Source organism: Micromonospora sp. URMC 105, assembly GCF_051386295.1.
Taxonomy (GTDB): domain Bacteria; phylum Actinomycetota; class Actinomycetes; order Mycobacteriales; family Micromonosporaceae; genus Micromonospora.
In genome coordinates this window covers 57,749-77,154 of the sequence record NZ_JBPQTL010000002.1, presented here as the reverse complement: position 1 = coordinate 77,154, position 19,406 = coordinate 57,749, and the positions used below count along the sequence as shown (strand labels likewise).

Genomic DNA, 19,406 nt, shown 5'->3' with positions numbered 1-19,406 from the left:
AGCGGACGGACGGAAAGGTACTGGTTCTGCCGCAGAGGCATTACCACGCGATCACGCCGCCTGAGCCCGCTGCCGACGCTCCGGGTTCAGCGGCTCCTGTGCGGGGCCGCTGCTCTGCAGATGGGTAGGCGTTGTTCCGAAGACGCGTAAATTCGGGTAGCCGCGCCCCCTGCGGCTCGCCCGGGTCGGTGGCTCCAGCGCTGCTCGTCCAGCACCGTGGCCGAACCCCGTGTACGGGCGCCAGCCGCACCGATCCGCCGAAGCGGCGGTGGCATCCCTTGTCGGCGTGCGGGGACGAGGTACCCCTTCCGACGATTCGATCGATGTGCTTTGATGTCAGCCTCAGGAAGCAGGAGGGTTCTCGCGTTTCTGGAGGCCGCTGTGACCCCCTTCCGACACCGCGCGCCACGGTCTCGTCCACCGCTGGGCCGTCGCCCTGGCCGAGCCGTCGCCGCCGCCCTCGCCGCCGCTGTCACCGTCACGCTCGCCGGCGCGGTCCCGGCCCCGGCAGCGGCGACGACCGCCCTGCGGCAGGTGATGTTCGTGGGCAACAACTGGGACGGCACCGTCGACGTCATCGAGGCCGAAGGTGACTACGCCCGGATCGGCCGGCTCGACGCCATCCCTGACCGGGCGGCCCGTCTCCGTGAGATCTACCGCGACCCGGTGCGGCTGGCATTCTTCCTCGGCATCCGGCTTGGCCCGGGCGAGGGTAACGACCAGTTCGTCGACGACATGTACACGACCCCCGACGGTAGTTCGCTGGTGATCTCCCGGCCCAGCTTGGCCGATGTCGTCTCCCTCGATCTAGCCACCGGCGCCGTGCGGTGGCGGTTCCCCGTCTCCGGGTTCCGGTCAGACCACATGGCCGTCTCGCCCGACGGCCGCCGGGTCGCGGTCTCCGCCTCCACCTCGAACACCGTGCACGTGCTCGACATCGTCACCGGCCGCGAGGTCGGCTCGTTCCGGGCTGGCGACAAGCCGCACGAGAACATCTTCACCGCCGACGGCCGGTACCTGTGGAACATGTCGATCGGCGAGGTCAACACCGCGCTCGACGCGCCCTGGCTCGACTGGACCAAGGGCGACCGGCGCATCACGATCGCCGACGCCGCCACCTTCCAGGTGGTCCGGGTCATCGACATGCGCGAGCGGCTGGACCGGTTCGGACGCAAGGACCTGTCCGACGCCGTACGCCCGGCCGTCTTCACTCCCGACGAGTCCACGCTCTACTTCCAGGTGTCGTTCTTCAACGGTCTGATCGAGTACGACGTGGCTACCGACCGGATCACCCGCGTCCGCACCCTGCCGGCCGACCCGCGCACCGACCCGGACCGCACCACCTGGGTCAACGACTCGCGCCAACACGGGCTGTCGATGAGCCCGGACGGCGCGAAGGTCTGCGTCGCCGGAACGATGGACGACTACGCCACCGTGGTGGACCGGGCCACTCTCCAGGAGGGTCCCCTGGTGCCGGCGAGCAAACCCTACTGGGCGACCGTCAGCGCCGACGGCCGGCACTGCGTGATCTCCGAGGCCGGTGCCGACCGGGTCAGCGCCATCGACTTCGCCACCGGGCAGCGGGTGGCATCAGTGCCGGTCGGCGACCACCCGCAACGGGTCCGCATCGGCCGGCTACCCATCGACTGGACCACCCCCACCACCGGCTGAACACTCTCGCGACCCCCGGCCCCAGGCGAGCCAACGGGCATGCTGCCAAAGTGCGCTACACGTCGATGACTGAGGCACGTCATCCACCTCCTGATAGCCGGGGCCCGCATCAAGTCGGTGCGCTCACACCTGTCCGCAGCCGACCTCGCTGGCCTGCTCACACAGGGCGGCCGGCCAGCTGGTGAACCACCTTTGCCGCCGGCGCCACCAGGTGAGACGGTCGAGGTCGACCGGACCATCAGCCGCGGCGGGCACGTCTCCCTCGGGCAACACATCGTCCTGGCCGCCGAAATCCTCGGCGGCCGGCGCGTCGGCATCCGCATCGAGGACAAGACGCTGAGCTTCTTCGACCTCGACACCCGGCAGCTGCTGCGCACCCGACCGAACCCGCTCACCCCTACCGAGGTGGCCCGGCTGCGGGGTGCCCGACCCGCCGGACCACGCCCGCGACCCGCAACCGGACCCGTGCAGGTTCAGCGCCGAGCCTCCAACAGCGGGGTCGTCATGGTCGTCGGGCAGAAAGTCGCCCTCGGCCGCGTCCACGCCGGCAAGACCGTCACGATCGACGTCACTGACACCGACCTGGCCATCACCTGCGACGACGGCATCCGCACCGTCCGACGCACCACCGACCAGCCGGTGCGCAACATCAAGGTCAGCCGACCTCGTAAGGTCGCCGTCACCGGCACCACCGACGGGGTTGGCATCAACCGATGAAGGAGCACCACATGAGCGCACCCGAGCATGCCGTCATCGTCCGCTACCCTCTGACAGGCGGTGGCTTCGGTGAGGAACAGGACCGGCAGGCCATCTACGACCTCGCAAGCCGCCTGACAGAAGCAATCAAGGCCGCTGACGCCGGTGACTTCGACGGTCACGAGTTCGGCGGCGGCGGAGCGGTCCTCTACGCCTACGGTCCCGACGCCACCCGACTCTTCGCAGCGATGGAGCCGCAGCTACGAGCCTTCACCGCCAAGCCAGCCCACGCCACCCTCCGCTTCGGCGAGCCAGACGACCCGACCGCCATCGAACAGCGCATCGATCTATGACCGCCCGAAGACCCTCCTCAGGACAGAGTTCTAGGCCAAACGTCGAGCATGTCCTGGGACGGATTCGTCAAGCATGTGGTGGGACTAGACATGCCGGCAGCCGGCTGTCCGGTCTCGGGACCTGCGTGACAGATCGGTATCAGGACCTGGGTGACGTTCGGGGTGTGCCTCCCGAGACAGCAGACACAAGCTGGACTTCCCGGTCAGTCCCGCTCGCCTAGTACCTCGCCGATCGCCCGCTCTGCGACGGCAACCATTGCCGGGTTGGTTTCTCGGTAGTACGTCAACGCGCTGACGAACGTCAGCGCCCAGCCGCGTCCCCGCGTCCAGGTCGCGTCGTCGAACCCGGCGAGTTTGCGGAACACGTCCCGGCTACCCGCCGTCAGCAAGGTCCAAGCGGCTATGGCATCGCATGCGGGGTCACCGACACCGGAGGCACCGAAGTCGATGACTCCACTCAGACGCCCCCCGCCGACGAGCACGTTTCCGGCGAGCAGGTCGCCGTGAGTCCAGACGGGCGGCCCGTCCCACTCGGGTGCGGCGAGTGCCTCCTCCCAGACCTCGATCACCGCATCGGTGTCGATCAGGCCCTGCGCGGCGGCGGTCCACTCCCTCACAAAGTCGTCCCTTGCCCGCAGGGGACCGCTGCGGTAGCCCTGCCGAGCGCCAGCCGGGTCGGCTCGCCGTAGTCCGGCGACAAACTCACCAAGGCCGACGGCCAACTGGTACGGGTCAGCGTTGTCGTCGGTTGCGGTCTGTCCATCGATCCACCGGTTGATCGCCCACGGCCACGGGTAGCCCTCCCCGGCCGAGCCCAGCGCGATCGGTTCCGGTATTGCCACCGGCATCTGCGAAGCCAGGCGCGGCAGCCACCGGTACTCGAACTCCGCCTGTGCGACGGCGTCCTCGATGCGTGGCAGCCGGACCGCCATGTCCTCCCCCAGGCGGTAGATCGCGTTGTTGGTGCCGGCCGAACTGACTTGCTCAATTGGCAACTGCGCCCAGTGCGGGAACTGCGCCGTGACCAGACGGCGTACCAAATCCGCGTCCGTGTGCACCTCGTCAGCGTGCATCCGGCCACCAGGCATACCGGACCTCCTTCGGGCCATGGCTGGTTTACGGAGCCTAGCCGCAGTGTCACCTACGTCCTGAGACAGATCTGTAACGGAGGTCCTGAGACCGGACACTGCCGGCAGCCGGCAGCCGGCCTGTCCTCCGTCGGGTGGTGTGCGGCAGTCGTCCGCCAGCTGATCCGCGACACCGGGCCGGTTCGGCCGCGGTGAGTTCGACGTCTCCGTAGGGCGTCGATTCTCTGCGAGGCGGGGAGTCGGGATGACGTGCCGGGCGGGCTGGACGCTGGGTTGGCACGTAAGCGGGCTCGCTTCTGTTTCGACCGGTCGCTCGGAGGTAAGCAACCCGGCGGAAACCCGGCGAAAAAGGAGTCGAGATGGCGCTGTACAGCAGCAGTACGGGCGTTGCGCCCGCGCGTCCGCTGGTCGCCGAGCTCGTGGGCACGTTCATTCTGGTCTTTGTCGGCTGCTCGGTCGCGGTGGCCGGGGCGTTGCAGCGTCCCACCGCGGGGCCTTCCTACGACTCGCTGGCTGTCGCGCTGGGCTTCGGCATCGCGCTGGTCGCGGTCGTGGCGGCAATCGGACCCATATCGGGCGGTCACGTCAACCCGGCCGTGACGATCGGACAGGCGGCGATCGGGCAGTTCCCGTGGCGCAGCGTGCCCGGCTACCTCGGCGCACAGCTCGCCGGGGCGATCCTCGCCGCGTTCGCCATTTGGCTGTGCTTCGGTGACGCCGCGCGCGATGATGCCAACCTCGGCGCGACCGCCCTCGCCGACGGCGTCAACGTCGGGCAAGGGCTGCTCACCGAGGCGCTGATCACATTCGTCCTGGTCTTCGTCGTCGGACTCGTGGCAAGCGATCCGCGCGTCCCCAGCGCGCAGATCGCCAGCATCGCGGTTGGCTTTGCGCTGGCGGCGGGCGTGTTCATCGGCGGGCCGCTCACGGGCGGAGGAGTCAATCCGGCTCGCGCTCTGGGCCCGATGATCGTTTCGGGGCAGCTCGACGACTTCTGGCTCTACATCATCGGCCCGGTGATCGGAGGCCTCCTGGGCGCATTCGTCGCCGCCTACGTCTTGCGAGCTTTTCAGCAGGAGCAAGAGGACGGCGGCCATTAACCCCCAGGCGCGACCCGCCGACCCGGGTCTTGCGGCGCACCATCACCCTGCCCGTCCGTAGCATCGAGCCGACCGAGTCACGATCTGCGGCATCACTACGCCTCGGTCCTGCTGATGCAGGGCGAGTCGGTCATCGTGGTCGCCGAACGGCTGGGGCACGAGAACGCGACCCTGGTCCTGTCGACCTACGGCCACCTGATGCCGGACTCGGAGGCACGCACCCGCCGCGCCGTCGATGACGCGTGGGGCTGTGCCCCCGGGGTGAAAGCGACGACCCAACGGGCTGACCTGCGGGAACGGGCCGGGCTCAGACGTTGAAGCGGAACTTAGAGCGGCTGTCCCGCCACCGGCGGGAACGGCGCGCAGCGCCTGCTCGTACGGCGTCTCAGCTGCCATCATTCAGTGTTACTTGACGGCGTTTCACGGTGTCTTGTGCCCCATGTGTGCCCCAGAGCGTGGTCAGCCGGGCGGAGGGCTGGGAGCATCCTCGTCGTGATATCTCTGCCTCAGCCGGACGACCTCACGTCGCTGGTTCTCCGTACGGACTTCACCGACGATGCGGCATGGGAAGCCCTGAAGACGGCCTTGCACACCTGGGAGGGCCACGACAGCGCAACCTTCGTTAGCGACCCGAACTACGCGAGCCTGAGCCTCCACGAGCTGGTCGACGCGGACAACGCGGCGAGCCACGAAGATAAGCTGATCTACCTCTTCCTCGCCGATGCAACCACGATGACCGACGTCGAGCGCCCGCTGCTCGCCGTCGATCTGGCCCACGAGCCCGGCCGTACCTTCCGGGTACCGCCCCGCTGGTTCGCGGACGTCTCGACCAACCTCACCATCGCGAATCTGGACTTTGACGAGGTCGCTGAAGCCGCCGACAGTTCCGGCACGTACCGCGGCCTCGACGGGGACTAAGCCCTGGTCTGGGCCTTCGCGTGAAGCTGGTAACCGGAGTCGAACCTGCACTGTCAGCTTAGAAATCGGATTGATCTACACCCTGGGTAGCAGTGCCGGCTGGTCGAGCAACACGGAGCGTTCGAGTTGACGTCGTCAAAGTGCCGATGTTGCCCGGTGTTGACCGCCACATCGGGCACGAAACGGGCACGGCCGCCCCCAAGAACGAGGAGAGCGGACGGTACGACGACGAGATTGTGGCCGCGGTCGGTGAGGGTGGCAGCGTCGTCGCTGTTTCGGCGGCGAATGCGGTAGGGGTATTCGGCCCAGGCGACGAGGGGCGCACGACCTGGGCGTAGCGCCCGCCGGCCTGACGGCGGCTGATGCACCCGTCCACCGCAGGCCGCCCGACGTGCGCCCGCGCCCCATGACGTCCGGTGCGGCCGCCGCGTTGCTTGCGAGACGGATCAGTAGGCGGAGTTGGCCGCCGACCGGATGTCGGCGGGTGCGGCGGCGATGACGGTGTCGAGCGCGTCCCGCGAGGCCTGCAGGTCGTTGATGGCCTGGATGATCCGCCGGCGCTCTTGGGTGAGGTCGGCCAGCATGACCGAGCAGGTCGGCACGAGCCGCTCACCCTCTTCTCGCACGCACGGCAGGACGGTGGCGATGGTCGTGGTGCTCAGGCCCGCGGCGAGCAGGCTGCGGATGCGGCGCACCGTGCCGACGTCGGCTTCGCTGTACTCGCGGTAGCCGCTCGGGCGCCGCTGGGGCTTCAGCAGGTGCTGCTCCTCGTAATAGCGCAGCAGCCGCTCGCTGACACCGGTACGTCGGGACAGCTCACCGATCCGCATGCCTGCCTCCCGTCGGGTGGGTGTGGGCGTGGGTGTGTGGTGGCTCACCTGGGCAACGGTGGACTCTCACACCGATGTCAAACTTTAGCATCGCCGACATGAAGAAGAATGTGCTCTCGTTGGCCGCGCTCACTGCCAGCGTCTTCATCATCGGCACCGCGGAGTATCTGATCGCCGGCATGCTGCCGCAGGTGGCGGAGAACCTGCGGGTGTCGGAGGCCACCGCCGGGCAGGCGGTGACCGCGTACGCCCTCGGTGTGGTGATCGGCGGGCCGCTCGTCGCCATGGCCACGTCCCGCATGCCGCGCAAGGGCCTGGCGCTGGCGATGGTGCTCATGTTCGCGGTGGGCAGCGCCCTGTGCGCGTTCGCCGGATCGTACGAGATGCTGCTGGTGGGCCGGGTGGTCTCCGCGCTGAGCCACGCCGCCTTCCTGGCCATCGCGGTGGTGATGGCGACCACACTGGTGCCCGCCGAGAAGGTCGGTACGGCGATCGCGGCCGTCGCGTCCGGGTTCACCGTGGCCACCCTGCTGGGCGTACCGCTCGGTGCGATGCTCGGCCAGGCGGCCGGCTGGCGGGCGCCGTTCCTCGCGTTGACCGTGCTCGCCCTGCTCGCCACCGTCCTGCTCGCGGTCGTCCTGCCGCGCCGGGACGCGCCCTCCACCCGCATCCGTGACGAGCTTTACGTGGTGACCCGCAAGCCGGTGCTGCTGGCGGTCGCCACCGCGGCGGTCGCCTTCGCCGGTGTCACCGTCGTCTTCACCTACATCGCGCCGCTGCTGACCCGGGTCGCTCACTTCTCGCCGGCGACCGTCTCCGGGCTGCTGCTGGCCTACGGCGCGGGCAGCCTCGTCGGCAACATCGCCGCCGGACGGCTCACCGACCGGTCGATGAGCACGACGGTACGCGGCGTACTCGGGGGCCTCACCGGCGTGCTGGCCCTCATCCCGTTCGCGGTCGTGTGGCAGCCGACCGCCGTGCTCGCCGTGCTGCTGCTGGGCCTGCTCGGCACCGCCATCATCGCCCCCCTGCAGGCCATGATCCTGCACCACGCCGGCAAGGCGCCCACGTTCGCCGTCGCGGTCAACGTGGGCGCGCTCAACCTCGGCGCCGCCGCCGGGTCCATCGGCGGGGGGCTGATCCTCGCGGCCGGCGCGGTGCGCTGGACCGGCCTCGTCGGGGCAGCGCTGAGCCTCATCGGGCTCGCCCTGACCTACCTGATCCTCCCGCGCGGTCGCCGGCAGTCCGGACTGACCGAACCCGAGGACCAGCTGGTGACCGCCGCGGCGTGAGCCGCCCGCGCCGCCAATCCCACCGCCACACCGGGCCCGGCCACACCCGGCGCCAGCGCTCGACCGTTCACGGACACCCGAAGCGGGTAAAGCGGCGCGGGCTGCCCGAGACGCGGCTCCGGAGCCAGCCACGCCACCTGTTCGCCACATCAACCACCTCTCGCAGAAGGAACCTCTCATGACCGACGAGCCCAACCTCGACCTGGTCTTCTGGCCCGGGCCGGTACGGACCAAGCCGTTCGTCGAACACGTCCGCGCCGCGCAGGCCGGCGGATTCACCAGCATGGCCGTCGGGGCGGACACCTACCGCGCGGCGGGCGGATCGGGACTGTCGCCGCAGGCCATGATCGGCATGGCCGAGGACGCCGGAGTGCCGATCCGGCACTTCGAGGCCTTCGCCGACTGGGCGCCGATCGACCTCGCCGCCGGCGGCGGAGCTCTGAAGGACAAGTTCGACCCGGCCGCTGGGGACGCCTTCGCCATCGCCGAGCGGCTGGGAGTACGCACGATCCTGGCCTTCCCCGCCTTCGCCGTCTCCCAGGCCCCGCCGGTCGACGTACTGACCGAAGGTTTCGCGCAGCTCTGCGACCGCGCCGCCGACGCCGGCATGGACGTGCAGTTGGAGTTCGTCCCGGTGTTCGGGGTGCCCAACCTCTCCGACGCCTGGACAATCGTCCGCCAGGCGGACCGGCCGAACAGCGGCATCACGATCGACACGTGGCACTTCTTCCGCGGCGACTTCGACCTGGAGCTGCTGCGCTCCATCCCGGCCCGGTTCCTGTGGAGCGCGCAGCTCGCCGACGGCGCGCGCGAGCCGCAGGGTGAGAGCCTCGCCGACGACGGGCTGAACTACCGGGCCTTCGCCGGGGAGGGTGACATCCCGGTGGTGGACGTGGTGCGAATCGTGGCCGAGAAGGGCAACCTGCGCCAGGCCGGCCCCGAAACCTTCTCCCGGGTCGCCGACGCGATGGACCCAGCAGAGGCCGGCCGGCGCGACGGTGAAACCACCCGCAACGTTCTGGCCCAAGCCGGCATCAAGGTGCCGAAGAGGCTCTAGCGATGCTCAGTTCGCCAATTGTCTGGTGATACCTCGACCGGTTCCGCGCCGCGAACCAGACGCCCAGCCCCCTCCCAGCGACATACCCGACTGACGGGTTGCGACAACCCGTCAACCCGACAGGAACAGGAGCGTAAGAAGCATGAAGAACACCGACCACAACATGCTTACCGCCCGGGCCCAGGAGTACTTCCGCCTGGTCGACGCCGGCGACCCGGCTCTGCTCGACCTCTTCACCGATGACGCCACGGCGTACTTCCCCAAGTTCGGACTCGCTCGGGGCAAGGCCGAGATCGGCCAGCTCGCGCAGACACTCGGCGCGCTCGGCGGGCGGTTCGAGCACGACGACCTCCACTTCATCAGCTCCGGCTCGACGGTGGTCGTCGAGGGGCGGGAACGGGGTGTCATGCCCGACGGCACCCGCTGGCCGGACGGCACAATCTCTCAGGGCGCCTTCTGCAACGTGTTCGAGTTCCGCGACGGCCTCATCAACCGGGTGGCCATCTACGCCGACCCCGACTTCGCCAGCCAGGACACCGACCGGATCCGCCAACTGCACCGGGGCTCATCCGCAGCCTGAAATCTTGAGCCGTGGTCGGGGGTCCTGAGACAACGACCAGTAGCCACTCAAGACTCCCACGTCAGCAGATCGCACGGACGGCGGTCCGCGCCTGCGCCATGACTTGCCGAAAGGATCCCTCGCCCTCGGCCTCGCCGGCGCCGTGCTGTTCGACCCGTTCCTCGCCGGACGGATCCACCTCAGCCCCCGCGACGGCACCCGTCCCGTCACCGACCAGCGCATCCGCCTGCACACCGACACACCCGTCGGCGACCTGATGGACGACTTCGCTTTCGCCACCATCCGGCACGCTGCCCCGCCGCTGAAGATGTGGCTTCGGACCTTCTCCACCGACATGTACGACCGGACCCGAGCCAGGCTCGTTGCCGCCGGCATCCTGCGCCAGCACAGCCGGCGACGCCTTGGCCGGCCTCCTGCGCGCCGACAGCTACCAGGCCACCGATAGCAAATGGGCGGTCGTCGCCCGATCCCGGCTGCGCTACCTCATCGCCGGCCGGGAACAAACCCGACAACCACACCGCGCCCTCGCCGGCCTCACCGCAGTCCTCGGCCTCGCGGAACACCTCTACCTCGACCAAGACACCACCACGGTCACCACACACCTGGCGGCGATCGCCGACCAGCACTACCAGGCCGTACGCAACATCGTCGCCGCCGTCGACGCCACCATCGGCGACCTCGCCACCGCCGCCTACCGCTAGCTTCGGCCCACAACGAAGGATCCGAGACGTGCCCGCCGTGCCCCGCATCCGCGCCGCTCGCTGAACCGACACACGCGCCATCGCCACCCTCACCGCCGACGCCCTACACACCGAACCGCTCGGCGCCTGGCTCGTACCCGACGTCCTCCCGGGAACGCATAACGAGGAGGAATTCAATTCCGGCTACGTCTCAAGGATGTAGCCGTGCCGAGTGAGGACGCCACGTAGCTCTGCGAACAACGCGGCGAGCTCCGCTTCGCTCAAGCCGTAGGGGTCTGGTCCGAAGAGCACGACAGCTTGCGCCGGCAGGACTTCCTCCTCCAGCCAGATTGCCGACTTGTGCTTGTCGGGAAGGTACTCCATGTACTGTCCACGCCGACCGTCAGCCCGTGACCACGCGGGGGCCTGTTCTCCTTGACGTCTGTCTGGGGTGACGAGGCGGTAGACGGTAGCCCCAGGCGATCCGGACGGGATGGGGTACTGCTCGGTGGGCCTGTTGCTGTAGGGAACGGCATCGGGCGGGTACTGGAGATAGGCCACCTGGGTTGCGGGCGCGCTCTTATGAAGGGTGCAGACCAGCCGAAGCATCGTGACGCGGTCGATGGGGTCGCTGCGAAACGCGGTCTCTTCAGTCCAGCCGGGGCACTCGTCGATCTTCCATAACAATCGATTGCTCGTCAATGGCAGATCCGACGGAAAGCGGGGAATGCTGATAGGAGCCGCCTTTGCGCTGCCTGACGGATGGCTCGGGGATGCGGCAGGGCCGGCGGCGGTGGCTGATTGGTCCGGGCGGGCGGGGGCAGTTATGACGAGGGTCATTGCTACAGCGGTGACCGCGCCGACAGCGGCGGACAGCGCATCACGTCGGCGCCGCGGACGAAGTTTTGCCGTCCACCCCCCTGCGGCCAGCCTGACGGTCAACCAAGTACGCAGTAGAAGGCGGAGTGTCTCGGGCAGCCGCTGCTGTTGATCGGCCCGGCCCCGTTGCAAGTAGTGCGGCGCCACGTTGATCAACGCCTTCGTGGCGGCCCACGACGGCCAAGTTCCCAGGTACGACGGTCCGCGGGGTTCGGACAGCAGGAGAGACTTCGCTAGCTCAGGCTCGACCCGGTTCAGTTCGGCGAGTAGGACAAGCACGTTAGCTGGCGGCATCTGACGGAGAAGTACGGGACGACGGTCTGGGGTAGTTCCCATGCGGGCGATCAGTTCGGCGCCAGCTATCAGGTCACATCGATGAAGGACTTTCACCGCTGCGGAAGGATCCCTCGCCGTGAGCGTGTCGATAACCGCAGCAGCTTTGGTCCGGTTCATGCCCTCTAGCCATCGCCCGGCGGGCAGCTGCGCGAGCAAGCCAGCGGCACGGTCAGCCCGGAGGGCATTGAGCAGACGAATGACCGCAGGTGGGCTCATCCAGGCGAATACAGCAGCGAGGACTTCGGCGGAGGCTCCGTTGATCCACGGCACCATTCGGGCAACCGAGTCATCACGGTTGAGGAGGGCCGCCACGGCGGCCGGCCGTTGCGCCGCCATCCCCGACAGATGGCGGCTGGCTGCCTCGCTGCCGATGACATCAAGTACGGGGAGAACGCGTTCGCCCAACGCGCATAGCATCAGGGCGGTGGCCGGTTCGAATGGCAGGTGTGCCAGTACTTCCGGGCTTAACGGAAGGATGGCGGCAGCCCCTTGCGGGCCCGCGAGGTGACCGGTCTTCGACGCGGCGACCCGCCCGATGAGATGACTGGCCTCGACGGCGCCTTTCGGATCAGCGGCCAGAGCGGCGAGAAGGCGCGCAGCATCGTCGCGGTCCATCCACGCGACGATCTTCGATTGGATCAGGGGATCAAGCGCACGCAGCAGCGGCAGCGCATGTTCGGCGTCCAAGGGGCCAAGGTGATTCGCGCAGTCGAGGTGGCCATCGAGCTGCACGGCCATCACCTCGATAATGCCCACCGCCTTCTCCGGGGGAAGCTTACGCAGCAACAGCCGCCGATACCCCTCATCCTTCTGCTTCCGAAGCAGCTCGAGGGCCCTTCGCGAGCCGTGGCTCTCGAGTAGCTCACAACTTTCCTCGATGGTGGCCCGAGGATACGAGGTGTTGTTGACAAAGAAGAAGTTGGTGGTTTCACGGTAGACGTCACCGTGATGGACAGCGACACTTCCCATGACCCCCGCCGTCGGCCCAGCACCACCCTTGATGGTGCTGCCCTTGACGTTCTGCTGCTGCCCCCCGGGGCTCTCGGCTGGCCTGGTCACGGCTGCGTCGGGGGCGACTGAGGAGATTGCCCTCTCGCCGGGGGATCAGTATTGATCCCGACATCACCCATGACGGCAGCCGTTGGGCCAGGACCCCCCTTGATCTTCGTGCGGCTGACAGTATGGCTTCCAACCGAGAGAGACGGCTTCTCGTTGCCCGCATTTGCCCAGCTCGCGGCGATGGAAGCGGACAAGCCGAGGATGGAGGCCACGCCGGCCATCGCCAAGGTCCACCGGTGGGAGCTCGCTGACGCGAGTTGTGCAACCAACAGAAAAGCGGCAACCGATACCGCCCCGCCGACTGCCAGGCTGACCAGCCATTTTGCTGCTCGGCTCACGTGGCACCCCCTCTCCTGCGCCGCCCCGAACGTTGCGGGCTGCTGCAGCTAGTCTGCGTCCCATTCGGATCGTCATCGAACCACACCGCTGCACCGCGAGATATCACCCAAGAGGTTGCGAACGGCGGCACTACACGGCTGCGCTGAGCAATTCGTGCCCCTCCTCATCCCCGATCGCCGGGGTTCAGTTCAGCCGATCACTCGTCCATCGGGTTCTCAGCGGCAGAAAAAGACACGTGCTCGACGGCCCGTCACCACATCGATAACTTGATCTTTAACCTGTGCGGCGTGGACGGGATTAACAGACTTCGTCTTCTTTGCAGCCGGTGTCTTGGCGATCGTGGTGGTCGCGGCGTGGACGTCGTAGCGCGGGGCGGGGTCGTTGTTGCGGCCGCCGGGCGGCCGCCTAACGACGGCTACGCCGACGTCACCGACACCGACACGCTGACCGTCACCGTGCCGCACGACTGCACCGCCGAACCCGCGCAGACGCACGGGAGCTGGCAGCTGGCACGCGGGCAGTCCGCCGTCGTCGACTTCAAGGTCCGGATACGCTGCAGCCAACCGTCGATCTACCGATGACGTTCACTACCAGCTGACGACGTCAGCACCCCCGGCGTCACCGACCCAGACCTCATCAACAACACCGTCGCCTTCGAACACGTCTTTCCGGTGTTCCACCGCCCCGAGGTGCAGCTGAGCGAAACGGCCGTGGTGTGCCAGCCGCGTGCCGACGTCGGCCAGCGGTTCCAGTGCATCGTGTCCGCCGTGGTCACCAACGCCGGCCCCTCAGGCCCGGACGTCGGTGCGGCCGGCCTGCGCTGACCCGGCGCCGGTCAAGGACCCCTCGGCGTCGTCGACGACGGCCGTCCGGTCGCCCGCGCGAGCCCCGCTCCGCCCTGCGCTCACGCGGAGATAGAGCAGAGCGGCACCGGTGACGGTCAACGGCCAGACCAGGTAGACGCCGGTCATCACCAGCAGGAAGAGCACCGCCCCGACCGTCACCAGCGCGGCGTACCACGTCTTGCTGCGGCGGGGCAGCAACCGCAGCGCCGCCGCCACGCCGACGGCGTAGACGGTGACGAACGACCCGGTGGTGAGCAGGACCAGCGGTCGTGGGCCCACCGAGGTGACGACGACCGTGAACAGGGCGAGGGAAGACAGCGCCGCGTTGAGCGCCAGGCTGCGCCGGGGCACCTCACCGGCCACACTGCCGCGGGTGAGCCAGTTGGGCAGCGCGCCGTCCCGACCGAGGGCCGCACCGAGCTTGGCCGCGCCGGCGTAGTAGGCGTTCATCGCGCCGAACGTGAGCAGCAGGGCCGCCGCCGCCGCGAGCCAGCGGGCGTCGCCGCCGAGGGCCACGGCGAACAGCTCGCCGAGCGGTGCGTCGGCCTCGGCCGCCGCCGGCCCCAGCACCGAGATGATGGCGAAGGCGACCGCCAGGTAGAGCACCCCGACCACGACGACCGCCGCGGCGGTCGCTCGCGGCAGGTCCCGCTCCGGGTGACGGAATTCCGCCGTCAGGTGCGTGATCGCCTCCCAACCCACGAAGCTCCACACCAGCAGGGCGGCTGCGGGGCCGATGGCCGTCCACCCATGGGGGGCGAAAGGCTCGAGATTGCCGGACGAGGCGTGCGGCAGCGACAGGAAGACGGCCAACAGCAGGAACGTCACCAGGACGCCGGCGAGGGCCAGTTGCACCCGCCCCGCCAGCTTCACCCCGAAGAAGTTGGTCAGGGTCACGACAACCATGAGCCCGAGGGCGGTGATCGCCACGGTGCGCCCACCACCGCCGACGGCGGCCTCGACGTACGCGCCGCCGAAGAGCGCCGCCGCGGCGGCGCCCGGCGGGACCGCGAAGTAGAAGCACCAGCCGACAACGGCAGCGGCCCGGGGACCGAAGGCCATGCGGGCGTACGTGGAGACACCACCGGCGTCGGGGTAGCGGCTGCCGAGCGCGGCGAAGGTCGCCGCCAATGGGGCGGACACGACCACGAGCAGCAGCCAGGCGAGCAGTGAGGCCGGTCCGGCCGCCTCGGCCGCCAGCGCGGGAAGTGCGATGACGCCGGTGCCCAGAACGGCGCCGACATAGAGTGCGGTGCCCTGCGCGACGGTCAACCGACCGCCCGCCGCCGGAGCGGATTGTGTCTCTGCCATGACGTCAACCCTCGATGGCACCGCCCACGCGCAACAGCCGGATTAGCGCCGGGGCGCGGTAGATTTCTGCCATGGGACAGCACGTCGTCGCGGTGGCGGTGACCGACAGCCTGCCGATCTTCGAGCTGGCGGTGCCCCAGGAGGTGTTCGGCACCGACCGGCGTGACATCGCCGATCCGTGGTACGAGATGCGTCTCTGTGCGGCCGAGCCGGGCCCGGTGAGCGCCACCGGCGGTGCCTGGCTCAACCCGACGTACGGCCTCGACGACCTCGTCGAGGCCGACACGGTGCTGGTCCCCGCCTGTGCGCGGGCAACCCAGGTGCAACCACCGGCCGACCTGGTCGAGGCGCTGCGAGTGGCGCACGCACGGGGCAAGCGCATCGTGGGCATCTGCACCGGCGCGTACGTGATGGCGGCGGCCGGTCTGCTCGACGGCCGACGCGCCACCACCCACTGGATGAACGCCCAGGACTTCGCCGCCCGGTACCCGCTGGTCGACCTGGATCCCCGAGTGCTCTACGTGGACGAGGGCGACATCCTCACCTCGGCCGGTACGGCCGCGGCGATAGACCTGTGCCTGCACCTCGTGCGTCGCGACCACGGCGCGGCGGTCGCGCACGAGGTCGCGCGTCGGATGGTGGTGCCACCGCACCGCCCCGGTGAGCACGCCCAGTACCCGGCGCCACCGGTACGCGGCGCGTCACCCGACGAGCTCAGCCCGGTGCTGGAGTGGGCGCGCGCCCGGCTCGACCAGCCCCTCACCGTCAACGACCTGGCCCGGCACGCGAACCTGAGCCCCCGCACCTTCGCCCGTCGGTTCCGCGACACGCTGGGCACGACTCCGTTGCAGTGGCTCCTGGAGCAACGGGTGCGGCTGGCGCAGGAGCTGCTGGAGACCACGGACGAGTCGGTGGAGCGGATCGCCCATCGCAGCGGCTTCGGCACGGGTGCCAACCTCCGTCAGCACTTCGGCAAGGTCAGCGGGGTGACCCCGCAGACCTACCGTCACGTCTTCCGTTACCGTGCCGCCGCCGGCCGCCACGGCGCCGCTCGGGGCGCGGTGGCCGCCGCCTCCCCCGGCGGCCTCGCCGGCTGACCCGACGCCCCCGCGCCGCCGGCACCCACCAGCACAGCCCAGCGGCAGGTCGGACTTCCGTCAAACGATGGTCGCCACGTTATGTAGCAGCAGCGCCTCGGCGAGGCAGGCCCGCCCTAACTCCCCAGGTGCAGGCTCTCGTTGGGACCATGCGCCTGGGTGTACGGGTCCTCCACCCCGGCGGCCAGGATCGCCGAGACGGAAGACGCCTCCGCGACGGGTTGCCGCACGGTGGCTGCCGCTGTTACCCGGAGTTACTACTCACCCGGACGGCGAACGAACTCGACGGCCCTCAGCGGCGCGCGGTCAGCGGCAGATCAGCGCGGGGAACGTCGCCCTGGACATGTCGGGAGTTCCACTGGGTAGATCCGAAGATCTGTCAGGATCCTGCACGTGACGTACACATGGTCTGGTGTGACGATCGACTGCCTCGATCCCGAACGCGTGGCCCGATTTTGGAGCGCCTTGCTGGGTCGGGAACCCGGACCGTCGCAGGATGGCTGGATCTACCTCGGCGAACGGGGTGATCCTCAGCCGCGGTTGGTGTTTCAGCCGGTGTCCGAGCCTGCAGCTGGCAAGGTGCGGATACACCTCGACGTCACGGTCGACGACATTGAGGAGGCCGTGGCGGCGGTAATCAAGCTGGGCGGCCGGGCGACGGGTGAACGGCATCAATACGACGAGGGCGTGGTCGTCGTCATGGCAGATCCGGAGGGCCATGAGTTCTGCTTGGTTCAGTACTACGAATGATGAGGCGTTCGCGGCTGCACGTGCGGAAGATGCTGGTTAGCCGAACCCGCTCCCGCCACGAGGCGTGACGTGCTTCTCGGCGTCCGGCGCGCACGGGCTGCGGACTGCGGCATGAGCGGGTGCTTCGCCACGCCGATCATCGTTGGCCGCGGCTAGGAGGGGAATCGCTTCCAGTGCCCCCTCGGAGACGACCTCGACGGTGCCGTCGGTCACCTTGATGGCCGTCTGGTCGTCGATTGCGTAGGCCGGACCGGCGATCTCGGCCGCCCATTGCTCGGCACCAGCCATGGTGTTGTCCGGCTCGAGACCTAGGTGCGGGAAGATCGAGAAGTCGACGACTCCCAGTGTGTGGTCGTCGGGCGCGGACTGCCACTCGACGAAGTCCGCACCGATCCGGGGAGTCAGCACCATGCTCCCAGCACTCAGCCCCACCCAGACGGTGTCCCGCAGCGACGGCAGGAGGTCCGCCAGCCCGGACTGCCGCATCCAGTGGCACAGGTACGTCGCATCGCCGCCGGCCACGAGCATGACGTCAGCCTCCCGGACCCAGGGGACCCACCGCTCCTCGCCGATGCTGGGCAGCGCCGTCAGCTCGAGGACGCCCAGCGACTTCCAGCCCAGGCTGCACATGGGTAGCGGCGTCTGACCGGTGATGAAGCGCCAGGCCGAGGCTGGCCCGCCCATGGGGTGGGCCGCCGTAGGGATGCAGAGGGCACTGGAGTCGGCGATCGGCTTGCCCAGCAGGTCGACCAGCGCATCGCGGATGCTCGGGTTCGTGACGCCCGCGGACGTGAGAAGAAGCTTCACGCTTGCCTCCTGTACGTAGCGCTCATGACGCTCTCCTCGAGAGTCGGGAGATCGGGGTGTATGGGAGTACAGACTGGACACCGCAACGAAACTCATCGCCGCTGCGACCCCCCAAGCCCCCGGCGCACATCGGCTACTTGTTTCCTTGACCTACGACCGTGGCCCGGCCAGGCTTCGGTCGAGGCGCCCGGGTTGTCGCTCTCCTTTTCGCTGCCCACGCCGGTCGTGTGGCTCTCACTTGGCCTGCGCGGCCCGGGCGTCGCCCCAGGGCGGAGAGAGGCTCAAAGGGGTTGGCCCTACTCGAAGTAGCGTTGCCCTCCCGGCTCGACAACCAGGTGGATCGACCATCGGAGGACGCGTTGCGTGGCACGTCAGATCGTGTGGTCATCGGGATGGAGCCGCACAAGCGCTCTGCCACGATCGAGGTCATGGGCTCCGTGTCGCCGACGGGAACAGCATGCCCAGCCCCGCCCTATTCTAGTGCTAGAATCCCACGATGGAGCTGACTCCTGCTGAGCTGACCGTGTTGGGCCTGGTCATCGAACGGCCGCAGCACGGTTACGACCTGCAGCAGGTGATCGAGCAGCGGGGCATACGGCAGTGGACCGACATCGGGTTCTCCTCGATCTACTACCTGCTGACGAAGTTGGAGCAGCGCGGCCTGCTCCATGTCCCGGAGGCTCCGCTCGCCCCCAAGTCGCGCCGTGTCTACCACCCCACCGCCGAGGGCCGCCGGGTCGCGGCACGTAACGCGCTGGCCTTCATCGCCGAGGCACGGCCCACCCCGCACCCACTGCTGGTCGGCGTCGCCAACCTGTCCATGCTTACGGCGCAGCAGTACGAGCAGGCGCTGCGCACCCGGCTGGCGCAGCTCGAAGCCCGGATCGCCGCGGTCCAGGCGGCGCAGCAGACGCAAGCGCCCCTCCCGCGCGCGGCGCGCGAGGTGTTCTCCTATTCCCTGAGCCTCATGGATGCAGAAAGGCAGTGGCTCGTCGCCCGAGTCCAGGTGCCCCGTGACGAACAAGACCGACGACAAGATTGACTTCAAGAAGACGCTTGACGCCTACCGAGCACAGCAGGGCCGGTTCCGGATCGTCGACGTACCCGACATGCAGTACCTCATGATCGACGGCCACGGCGACCCCAACACCTCGCCCGCCTTCACCGAGGCGATCCAGGCGCTCTACCCGGTGGCGTACAAGCTGAAGTTCGCCAGCAAGCGCAACCTCGGGCGGGACTACGTCGTATCGCCCCTGGAAGGCCTGTGGTGGGCCGAGGACATGGCGTCCTTCACCACCGCACGGCACAAGTCACGGTGGCGCTGGACGCTGATGCTCATGGTCCCCGACTGGATCGACCAACCCATGTTCACCACCGCCATCGAGCAAGCCGGCGCCAAGCACCGGCCGGCACGTCTCGACGACGTCCGCCTGCAAGAACTGTCCGAAGGGCGTTGCGTGCAGACGCTGCACGTCGGTTCCTTCGACGACGAGGCCGACGTGCTGGCACAACTACATCACCAATACATCCCCGCCAACCGGCTTCGGATGACCGGAACTCACCACGAGATCTACCTCAGCGACTTCCGCAAGGTAGCACCCGACAAGCAACGCACCATCCTCAGGCAGCCAGTCACCCTCGACACGGGAAATGTGGTCTGACGGAGACCTCTGAGCTCGTCGAGCAGCGCTCTTCTGCCTTGACGATCAGCGACAGCA

The 19,406-nt window shown here is 68.6% G+C and carries 20 protein-coding genes and 1 pseudogene; 15 read left to right on the top strand and 6 right to left on the bottom strand.

The genetic code is table 11. The features are described 5' to 3' along the window. Positions 1 to 381 precede the first annotated feature (381 nt). Positions 382 to 1,671, top strand: coding sequence for a YncE family protein (locus tag ACSNN7_RS00985; protein ID WP_436678568.1), 1,290 nt, complete (start codon positions 382 to 384; stop codon positions 1,669 to 1,671). Between the two features lie 123 nt (positions 1,672 to 1,794). On the opposite strand, the gene ACSNN7_RS00980 is transcribed toward ACSNN7_RS00985, so the two are convergent. Further along, positions 1,795 to 2,214, bottom strand: coding sequence for a hypothetical protein (locus ACSNN7_RS00980; protein ID WP_436678567.1), 420 nt, complete (start codon positions 2,212 to 2,214; stop codon positions 1,795 to 1,797). Between ACSNN7_RS00980 and ACSNN7_RS00975 the strand changes: the two genes are divergently transcribed. Then, complete coding sequence (locus ACSNN7_RS00975) at positions 2,176 to 2,388, top strand: hypothetical protein (RefSeq protein ID WP_436678566.1); 213 nt, start codon at positions 2,176 to 2,178, stop codon at positions 2,386 to 2,388. The genes ACSNN7_RS00980 and ACSNN7_RS00975 overlap by 39 nt on opposite strands. Positions 2,389 to 2,399: 11 nt before the next feature. Beyond that, positions 2,400 to 2,720 carry a hypothetical protein gene (locus ACSNN7_RS00970; protein WP_436678565.1) on the top strand — a complete coding sequence of 107 codons (321 nt, stop codon included), beginning with the start codon at positions 2,400 to 2,402 and terminating at the stop codon, positions 2,718 to 2,720. 203 nt (positions 2,721 to 2,923) lie between these two features. On the opposite strand, the gene ACSNN7_RS00965 is transcribed toward ACSNN7_RS00970, so the two are convergent. Continuing rightward, complete coding sequence (locus tag ACSNN7_RS00965) at positions 2,924 to 3,793, bottom strand: aminoglycoside phosphotransferase family protein (protein WP_436678564.1); 870 nt, start codon at positions 3,791 to 3,793, stop codon at positions 2,924 to 2,926. Between the two features lie 374 nt (positions 3,794 to 4,167). Between ACSNN7_RS00965 and ACSNN7_RS00960 the strand changes: the two genes are divergently transcribed. The 3 genes from ACSNN7_RS00960 (at position 4,168) to ACSNN7_RS00950 (ending at position 5,826) form a co-directional block, all read left to right on the top strand. Beyond that, entirely contained in the window at positions 4,168 to 4,908 is a 741-nt protein-coding gene (locus tag ACSNN7_RS00960) for an MIP/aquaporin family protein (RefSeq protein WP_436678563.1), read from the top strand. A 114-nt stretch (positions 4,909 to 5,022) separates the two neighbouring features. Beyond that, a complete protein-coding gene (locus ACSNN7_RS00955; protein ID WP_436678562.1) occupies positions 5,023 to 5,226 on the top strand; it encodes a hypothetical protein in 204 nt (67 codons plus the stop codon). Positions 5,227 to 5,400: 174 nt separating this feature from the next. Further along, positions 5,401 to 5,826, top strand: a complete 426-nt coding sequence (locus ACSNN7_RS00950; protein ID WP_436678561.1) for a DUF6924 domain-containing protein — start codon at positions 5,401 to 5,403, stop codon at positions 5,824 to 5,826. 446 nt (positions 5,827 to 6,272) lie between these two features. Here ACSNN7_RS00950 and ACSNN7_RS00945 read toward each other — a convergent pair whose 3' ends face one another. Continuing rightward, positions 6,273 to 6,656: a MerR family transcriptional regulator gene (locus ACSNN7_RS00945; protein WP_436678560.1), complete on the bottom strand. Its 384-nt coding sequence runs from the start codon at positions 6,654 to 6,656 to the stop codon at positions 6,273 to 6,275. 98 nt (positions 6,657 to 6,754) lie between these two features. Between ACSNN7_RS00945 and ACSNN7_RS00940 the strand changes: the two genes are divergently transcribed. The 4 genes and pseudogenes from ACSNN7_RS00940 to ACSNN7_RS00925 form a co-directional block, all read left to right on the top strand. After that, a complete protein-coding gene (locus ACSNN7_RS00940; RefSeq protein WP_436678559.1) occupies positions 6,755 to 7,948 on the top strand; it encodes an MFS transporter in 1,194 nt (397 codons plus the stop codon). Positions 7,949 to 8,126: 178 nt separating this feature from the next. Next, the gene (locus ACSNN7_RS00935) at positions 8,127 to 9,005 is read left to right on the top strand and encodes a sugar phosphate isomerase/epimerase family protein (RefSeq protein ID WP_436678558.1); all 879 of its coding nucleotides are present in this window, start codon (positions 8,127 to 8,129) and stop codon (positions 9,003 to 9,005) included. Between the two features lie 142 nt (positions 9,006 to 9,147). After that, complete coding sequence (locus ACSNN7_RS00930) at positions 9,148 to 9,585, top strand: nuclear transport factor 2 family protein (protein WP_436678557.1); 438 nt, start codon at positions 9,148 to 9,150, stop codon at positions 9,583 to 9,585. A 115-nt stretch (positions 9,586 to 9,700) separates the two neighbouring features. Then, a pseudogene (locus ACSNN7_RS00925) lies at positions 9,701 to 10,286 on the top strand (GOLPH3/VPS74 family protein); the annotation flags it as partial. Positions 10,287 to 10,469: 183 nt separating this feature from the next. Here ACSNN7_RS00925 and ACSNN7_RS00920 read toward each other — a convergent pair. Further along, positions 10,470 to 12,449: a hypothetical protein gene (locus ACSNN7_RS00920; protein WP_436678556.1), complete on the bottom strand. Its 1,980-nt coding sequence runs from the start codon at positions 12,447 to 12,449 to the stop codon at positions 10,470 to 10,472. Between the two features lie 716 nt (positions 12,450 to 13,165). Here ACSNN7_RS00920 and ACSNN7_RS00915 point away from each other — a divergent pair. Continuing rightward, the gene (locus ACSNN7_RS00915; RefSeq protein ID WP_436678555.1) at positions 13,166 to 13,459 is read left to right on the top strand and encodes a hypothetical protein; all 294 of its coding nucleotides are present in this window, start codon (positions 13,166 to 13,168) and stop codon (positions 13,457 to 13,459) included. Positions 13,460 to 13,666: 207 nt separating this feature from the next. Here ACSNN7_RS00915 and ACSNN7_RS00910 read toward each other — a convergent pair whose 3' ends face one another. After that, on the bottom strand, positions 13,667 to 15,034 hold the full coding sequence (locus tag ACSNN7_RS00910) for an APC family permease (RefSeq protein ID WP_436678554.1): 1,368 nt from the start codon (positions 15,032 to 15,034) through the stop codon (positions 13,667 to 13,669). Between the two features lie 71 nt (positions 15,035 to 15,105). Here ACSNN7_RS00910 and ACSNN7_RS00905 point away from each other — a divergent pair, with 71 nt between their 5' ends. Both ACSNN7_RS00905 and ACSNN7_RS00900 read left to right on the top strand, forming a co-directional pair. After that, entirely contained in the window at positions 15,106 to 16,131 is a 1,026-nt protein-coding gene (locus ACSNN7_RS00905; RefSeq protein WP_436678553.1) for a GlxA family transcriptional regulator, read from the top strand. Between the two features lie 393 nt (positions 16,132 to 16,524). Then, positions 16,525 to 16,881, top strand: coding sequence for a VOC family protein (locus tag ACSNN7_RS00900; RefSeq protein ID WP_436678552.1), 357 nt, complete (start codon positions 16,525 to 16,527; stop codon positions 16,879 to 16,881). A gap of 36 nt (positions 16,882 to 16,917) precedes the next feature. Here ACSNN7_RS00900 and ACSNN7_RS00895 read toward each other — a convergent pair whose 3' ends face one another. Next, positions 16,918 to 17,688, bottom strand: a complete 771-nt coding sequence (locus ACSNN7_RS00895; RefSeq protein ID WP_436678551.1) for a Type 1 glutamine amidotransferase-like domain-containing protein — start codon at positions 17,686 to 17,688, stop codon at positions 16,918 to 16,920. A 496-nt stretch (positions 17,689 to 18,184) separates the two neighbouring features. On the opposite strand from ACSNN7_RS00895, the gene ACSNN7_RS00890 reads away from it, so the two are divergent. Both ACSNN7_RS00890 and ACSNN7_RS00885 read left to right on the top strand, forming a co-directional pair. Beyond that, on the top strand, positions 18,185 to 18,730 hold the full coding sequence (locus ACSNN7_RS00890; RefSeq protein ID WP_436678550.1) for a PadR family transcriptional regulator: 546 nt from the start codon (positions 18,185 to 18,187) through the stop codon (positions 18,728 to 18,730). After that, on the top strand, positions 18,702 to 19,349 hold the full coding sequence (locus ACSNN7_RS00885) for a GyrI-like domain-containing protein (protein WP_436678549.1): 648 nt from the start codon (positions 18,702 to 18,704) through the stop codon (positions 19,347 to 19,349). The genes ACSNN7_RS00890 and ACSNN7_RS00885 overlap by 29 nt, the downstream gene beginning before the upstream one ends. The last annotated feature ends 57 nt before the right edge of the window (positions 19,350 to 19,406 follow it).

Coding starts and splice junctions, on each gene's coding strand:
- ACSNN7_RS00975 (WP_436678566.1), top strand. CDS start 2,176: ATGGTCGTCGGGCAGAAAGTCGCCCTCGGCCGCGTCCACGCCGGCAAG.
- ACSNN7_RS00970 (WP_436678565.1), top strand. CDS start 2,400: ATGAGCGCACCCGAGCATGCCGTCATCGTCCGCTACCCTCTGACAGGC.
- ACSNN7_RS00965 (WP_436678564.1), bottom strand. CDS start 3,793: ATGCACGCTGACGAGGTGCACACGGACGCGGATTTGGTACGCCGTCTG.
- ACSNN7_RS00960 (WP_436678563.1), top strand. CDS start 4,168: ATGGCGCTGTACAGCAGCAGTACGGGCGTTGCGCCCGCGCGTCCGCTG.
- ACSNN7_RS00955 (WP_436678562.1), top strand. CDS start 5,023: ATGCAGGGCGAGTCGGTCATCGTGGTCGCCGAACGGCTGGGGCACGAG.
- ACSNN7_RS00945 (WP_436678560.1), bottom strand. CDS start 6,656: ATGCGGATCGGTGAGCTGTCCCGACGTACCGGTGTCAGCGAGCGGCTG.
- ACSNN7_RS00940 (WP_436678559.1), top strand. CDS start 6,755: ATGAAGAAGAATGTGCTCTCGTTGGCCGCGCTCACTGCCAGCGTCTTC.
- ACSNN7_RS00935 (WP_436678558.1), top strand. CDS start 8,127: ATGACCGACGAGCCCAACCTCGACCTGGTCTTCTGGCCCGGGCCGGTA.
- ACSNN7_RS00930 (WP_436678557.1), top strand. CDS start 9,148: ATGAAGAACACCGACCACAACATGCTTACCGCCCGGGCCCAGGAGTAC.
- ACSNN7_RS00920 (WP_436678556.1), bottom strand. CDS start 12,449: ATGGGAAGTGTCGCTGTCCATCACGGTGACGTCTACCGTGAAACCACC.
- ACSNN7_RS00910 (WP_436678554.1), bottom strand. CDS start 15,034: ATGGCAGAGACACAATCCGCTCCGGCGGCGGGCGGTCGGTTGACCGTC.
- ACSNN7_RS00905 (WP_436678553.1), top strand. CDS start 15,106: ATGGGACAGCACGTCGTCGCGGTGGCGGTGACCGACAGCCTGCCGATC.
- ACSNN7_RS00890 (WP_436678550.1), top strand. CDS start 18,185: ATGGAGCTGACTCCTGCTGAGCTGACCGTGTTGGGCCTGGTCATCGAA.